Here is a 3,656-nt window from a genome sequence, read left to right on the forward strand (position 1 = left end):
CGCTCATCATCAGTGAGCACGATCGGCACAGCTATCGAGGACGGCATACCACCCACCGTACCCACTGACAACGATCTAACGACTCAGGACACTAGGCGGGGATGCTCAGTTGGTGGGACAGGTGGACCTCGGTGGTCACGTCGTAGGCGTACTTGATGATTTTTGTGGGGCGGCCGGACAAGTCGAGGATGGGGTTGTAGCTGGACTGGATCCAGACGTCGCGGCCGTTCTTGCCGTGGCGGTGGAAGCGGCCCGAGCGGAACTCGCCGTTGCGCAGGCTCGACCAGAAGTCCTGGTATTCGGTGGAGGCGGCGTAGTCGTCGGTGCAGAACATGCTGTGGTGCCGGCCGACGATCTCCTCGAGCGTGTAGCCGACCGTGTTCAGGAAGTTCTCGTTGGCGGTGAGGATGCGGCCGCTCAGGTCGAACTCGATCACCGCCTGGGAGCGGTCGATAGCCGCCAGGCGGCCGGCGAGCTCGACGTTGCGCAGCTTCTCGGCCGTGACGTCGTTGGCGAACTTGACCACCTTCACCGGCTTGCCGTCGGCGTCGAGGATCGGGTTGTACGTCGCCCGGATCCACACCTCGCTCCCGTCTTTGGCGATGCGCCGGTACTCGGCGGAGTGGAACTCCCCACGGGCCAGCATCTTCCAGAAGGCCCGGTACTCCGGCCGGTCCGCCTCGTCGGCGGCGACGAACATCCGGTGATGCCGGCCGCGGATCTCCTCCAGGCGGTAGCCCATCAGGTCGAGGAACGCGTCGTTGGCCTCCAGCACGGTGCCCTCGAGGTCGAACTCGATCACCGCCTGGGAACGCCGGATCGCGGTGACCTTGCCTTCGAAGTCGGCGTTACGGGTCTTGGCCTCGGTCACGTCACTGGCGAACTTGACCACCTTCCACGGCTTGCCGTCCAGACCGAAGATCGGGTTGTACGTGGCCTGGAGCCAGACGTCCCGCCCGTCCTTGCCGTAGCGGTGGAACTCGCCGGACACGAACTCGCCCTGCCGCAGGCGCTGCCAGAAGTCCGCGTACTCGGCGGAGTTCGCCGTCTCCTCCGACACGAACATCCGGTGGTGCCGGCGGATCACTTCGGCCGAGCGGTAGCCGACCGCGGCCAGGAAGTTGTCGTTCGCGCTGAGCACGTGCCCGTCCAGGTCGAACTCGATGATCGCCTGCGATCGGTCCATCGCCGCGACCTTGCCCTCGAACTCGGCGTTGGCCAGCTTCGCGGCGGTCACGTCGACCGCGAACTTCACCACCTTCCACGGCTTCCCGTCGACACCCAGGATCGGGTTGTACACGGCCTGGAGCCACACGTCGCGCCCGCCTTGGCCGATTCGCCGGAACTCGCCGGAGACAAAATCGCCGGCCTTCAGCCGGAGCCAAAATTGGTGGTACGCCTGCGACTGCGCATCCTCGGCGGAGACGAACATGCGGTGATGCCGGCCGACGACCTCAGACCGGGAGTATCCGACCAGGGCGAGGAAGTTCTCGTTCGCGTCCAGGATGTGGCCGTCGAGGTCGAACTCGATCACCGCTTGGGAGCGGGAGATCGCCTGGATCTTGCCCTGCGCGTCGGCTGCGGCTCGCTTGCCCTGAGTCACGTCACGGGCGTACTCAATAACCTTGACCACCTGGCCGGCGCCGTTGCGCACCGGCACCCAGGTGGAGCGGATCCACAGGTCGCCGCTGCCCTGCCAGAGCAGCCGGAACTCACTGGTGAGGTCGCTGCCGGAACGCAGCTGCTCCCACAGAGTCGTGTACTCGGCCGACCCGGCCGTCTCCGGGGAGACGAACGCGCGGTGGTCGGTGCCCACGATCCCGGCCCGGTCGACGCCTACCAGCTCGGCGAAGGCGTCGTTCGCTCGCAGCACCCGGCCGTCCGGGCTGTACTCGGCCGTGGCCGAACCACGCTCGTACGCCTCGACCTGGCTTTTCAGCTCGGCGAGGAGCTCGTCCGCGCCAACCGTGTGATCCGACAAGTCGGTGTCCTCCCGCTCGCTGTTCAGTGCAGAGCCTGATCGGTTGCGGGACGGACGACCTGAGAAGCAGGGGCCGTCCAGTCGGGTGGATCGGTGAGGTGCAGCGCCGGGTCGTCGACGGGAAAGGTGCGAACCGGGCCTGGAGAGGTGGTGGGACCTTCGAAACGTACGGTGACCCGGCCGCGGCCGCTTCCCCACACCCAGCCCGGCCCGTGCTCGTCGTGGCGTACGTCCTGGCCCGGCCGCCATGCCGGCGGCCCCGCGACCGGTGTGGCGATCGCCGGATGTTCCGTGACCTCGACCTGCCCAGCACCGTCCGGCCGGCTGGTGGCCTCGACCGCGTCGACGGTGCCGAACAGGTCGTCCTGGACGAAGTCGGCGAGAGTGGTGGTGCCGACGCCGAGGAGCCGGATGCCGGCGGAGGTGTCGACGTCGGCGAGCAGCCGGCGGGCCAGCTGCGCGATCAGCCGAGGGTCGTCGGTGGGCTGGGCCCGGGTGATCGAACGGGTGATGGTGGTGAAGTCGTAGAAGCGGACCTTGATGGTGACCGTACGGGCGGACAGGCCGCCGGTGCGTAACCGGCCGCCGACGCGGGTGGCGAGCAGGTCGATCTCGGTGTTCAGACGCGTCTTGTCGGTGAGGTCGACATCGAAGGTCTCCTCCGCCGACACGGATTTCGCCTCGCGTTCGCCGACGATCGTGCGGTCGTCGTCGGCGCGGGCCAGCTTGTACAGGCCGGTGCCGTGGGCCTGGCCGAACCAGTCGAGCAGATCAGCCCGGGCGACCTGGGCGAGGCCGCCGATGGTGTGGACGCCGGCACGCCGTAGCCGTTCGGCGGTGGCCGGGCCGACACCGGGCAGCCGCGTCACCGGCAGGGGATACAGCAGCTCCTGCTCCTGGCCGGGCGCGACGACGGTGAGCCCGTCGGGCTTGTTGAGGTCGGAGCCGATCTTCGCGATGAGTTTCGAGGTGCCGACGCCGATCGAGGCGGTCACCCCGCCGGTGGCCGCCGCGATGTCGGCCTTGATCCGCGTGGCGAGCGCGGTCAGGCCGTCCGGGGACAGGTCGTGGCGACCGGCGGCGGCCAGATCGAAGTAGGCCTCGTCGATGGACACCTGTTCCACCAACGGCGACACCTCGGCCAGTAAAGCCATGACAACCTGGCTGGTCTTGCGGTACGCGGCGAACCGCGGGCTCAGGAAGGCAGTGCCGGACGGGCAGCGGCGACGGGCTTCCGCGGTCGGCATCGCCGATCGGGCCCCGTAGGCGCGAGCTTCGTACGAGGCGGTCGAGACCACACCGCGGCCGGCCACGCCACCGACGATGACCGGCCTACCGCGCAACGACACCTTGTCGCGCTGCTCGACCGCGGCGAACATCGCGTCCAGGTCGACATGCGCGATACTCGCCTCCTGTCGCACAGCCCCTCCACCTCCGTGTCCTTCTGCTGTGTCCAGTGTCGGAGATGGGTATGACAAGAACCCGGCGCCGCCGGGCGGCACGCCCTTCCGGACCCGGATTTGGCGTTGCGGGGATCAAGGAGTAATGTTTTCCGAGCCGCCAGGGAGACGGGCGAGCGAGCGGGACCCTCTCGGAGCCCGGCGCGGCCGTCCTGACGGAAATCATGAAATCCGGCTCTAGTCGGTTCGTGGTGCCCGGAAGTTTTCGGAAACGC

2 protein-coding genes are annotated in these 3,656 nt (G+C 68.1%); both read right to left on the reverse strand.

Annotation, left to right across the window (positions count from 1 at the left end; all coding sequences use genetic code 11):
• Positions 1 to 91: 91 nt before the first annotated feature.
• Positions 92 to 1,981 (reverse strand): PAS domain-containing protein, encoded by a 1,890-nt coding sequence (locus CRP55_RS51260; protein ID WP_179855729.1) that lies wholly within the window; start codon positions 1,979 to 1,981, stop codon positions 92 to 94.
• A gap of 23 nt (positions 1,982 to 2,004) precedes the next feature.
• A complete protein-coding gene (locus tag CRP55_RS51265; RefSeq protein ID WP_097329402.1) occupies positions 2,005 to 3,402 on the reverse strand; it encodes a DNA polymerase IV in 1,398 nt (465 codons plus the stop codon).
• Positions 3,403 to 3,656: the final 254 nt, after the last annotated feature.

It is taken from the genome of Paractinoplanes atraurantiacus (assembly GCF_900215205.1).
In the GTDB taxonomy this organism is placed as follows: domain Bacteria; phylum Actinomycetota; class Actinomycetes; order Mycobacteriales; family Micromonosporaceae; genus Actinoplanes; species Actinoplanes atraurantiacus.